At 40.8% G+C, this 1,455-nt stretch carries 2 protein-coding genes; both read right to left on the reverse strand.

The genetic code is table 11. The annotated features are described in order from the left end of the window. Window positions 1-2: 2 nt before the first annotated feature. The gene (locus AC5590_RS31190) at window positions 3-299 is read right to left on the reverse strand and encodes a hypothetical protein (RefSeq protein WP_211178817.1); all 297 of its coding nucleotides are present in this window, start codon (window positions 297-299) and stop codon (window positions 3-5) included. Then, window positions 296-1,144, reverse strand: coding sequence for a transposase (locus tag AC5590_RS31195; RefSeq protein ID WP_211178818.1), 849 nt, complete (start codon window positions 1,142-1,144; stop codon window positions 296-298). Before AC5590_RS31195 ends, AC5590_RS31190 begins: the two co-directional genes overlap by 4 nt. Window positions 1,145-1,455: the final 311 nt, after the last annotated feature.

Below are 1,455 nucleotides of genomic sequence, written 5' to 3' on the forward strand. Positions count from 1 at the left end.
ACTCACATCTTGCACCTGGAAATATGAATGTCAAAACCACAACTACGTGCGAGGGGAGCTAAGCGTTCAATATCAAGTAAAAGAAGAGACACGACTATTTGGGTAAAAATTGATTCTAAGGCAGTTTGTGCAGCCTGACCCCAATCAGGTGGTGATCCAGACTGAATATGAAGATAAGTCCAATGAGCAATGAGGTAGGCAGTCAGAGAAAGAATCAGCCAGCGATACATGCCAAGGAGAGAACCCTGTCCAAAACGGTGCAAACCAAAACGTTCGCGAAGCGTGACCCTTTGGGTCATTGCTTTGCGGTTTTAAACCATCCCTCAATTTGCCAACGACGCTTACCCCACCACTTGAGAGTAGAAGCTTTAATGGGACGAGTAGACAAGACAAAACGTTTTTCAAGCTTGCCCTTATCGCGCTTTAAGTAATACCAAGATACGGTAACGGGAAACTTTAAACCAACCAAACGGACTTGTTGTCCCTGTTTGTGTAAATGTCTTAAAACTCTTCCATCAACTAATTTACGGTTAATAGCCACACCTGTAACCGCATGATATTTCAACTTGCGTACACCATGAAGAAATTCCACGCTCCCAAAAGCCGTATCAACCAAAATATTCACCCGAAAGCGTTCAGTTAAAGATTTAGGTAAACGCTTAACTAACCTGAGTCCTAGTTGAGCGGGTGAAGGTGTACCCTTACCTCTCCAAACACGGAAGTTCCAAGGTATGCGCCACTTTCCGACAACTAAATAAACTACTACTATATGCAGACCACGTTTACCGTTATAAACTCTTATTAAATCCTCAAAGTTTTTAAATTTACCCCGTTTTTCAAGAGTCGTTAGGTCAATGATAACCTGTAAAAATGGTTTACGTCCTTTCCCTTCTGCTGAAAAAACCTTTAAGCTCGTCTCTAATACATGGTTACGAACAATACGAATCATATCCCTTGTTGACCAAGGATTGATATTTAAAAACCGACTCAATGCACTCGGAGATTTGGTTTGAGAGTGTTCAGGTAAGGGATGCCCTTGCGCTTCCAAAAATAATCCCAGCATTGCATCAAGATTATCTTTTTGGTATTGCGTCGGCATTAACTCTTTGAGATTGTATACTAGCTTTTGGGCGTAGGTAAGCATTGTTCTTGCTATAAAAAATTCGATATTTCACGCCCTTTCTCTCATATTTTCTGCTATCAAAGCAAATTCCGTTTTTGAAATTAAAGTTAGCGCTGGCGCTCCGCGCTCGCCGTAGGCGATCGCACTACAGGATGACGCAAATAGTCATCCCTACATCTTGTATTTTTGGAAGCTTTGTATGTAAAATTACGGCTACTTTAAGTTTCTTTATCACTCTTGTGTACTTAAATTATTGATTCATCTTCTGTTATATTTTTGTACTCCTTATTTGCCTTTTACGGGTTTGTTCGGTTAGGTGCAAGATGTGAGTT

The organism is Brasilonema octagenarum UFV-OR1 (assembly GCF_963888615.1).
GTDB classification, from domain to species: Bacteria; Cyanobacteriota; Cyanobacteriia; order Cyanobacteriales; family Nostocaceae; genus Brasilonema; species Brasilonema sennae.

Coding starts and splice junctions, on each gene's coding strand:
- AC5590_RS31190 (WP_211178817.1), bottom strand. CDS start 299: ATGACCCAAAGGGTCACGCTTCGCGAACGTTTTGGTTTGCACCGTTTT.
- AC5590_RS31195 (WP_211178818.1), bottom strand. CDS start 1,144: ATGCTTACCTACGCCCAAAAGCTAGTATACAATCTCAAAGAGTTAATG.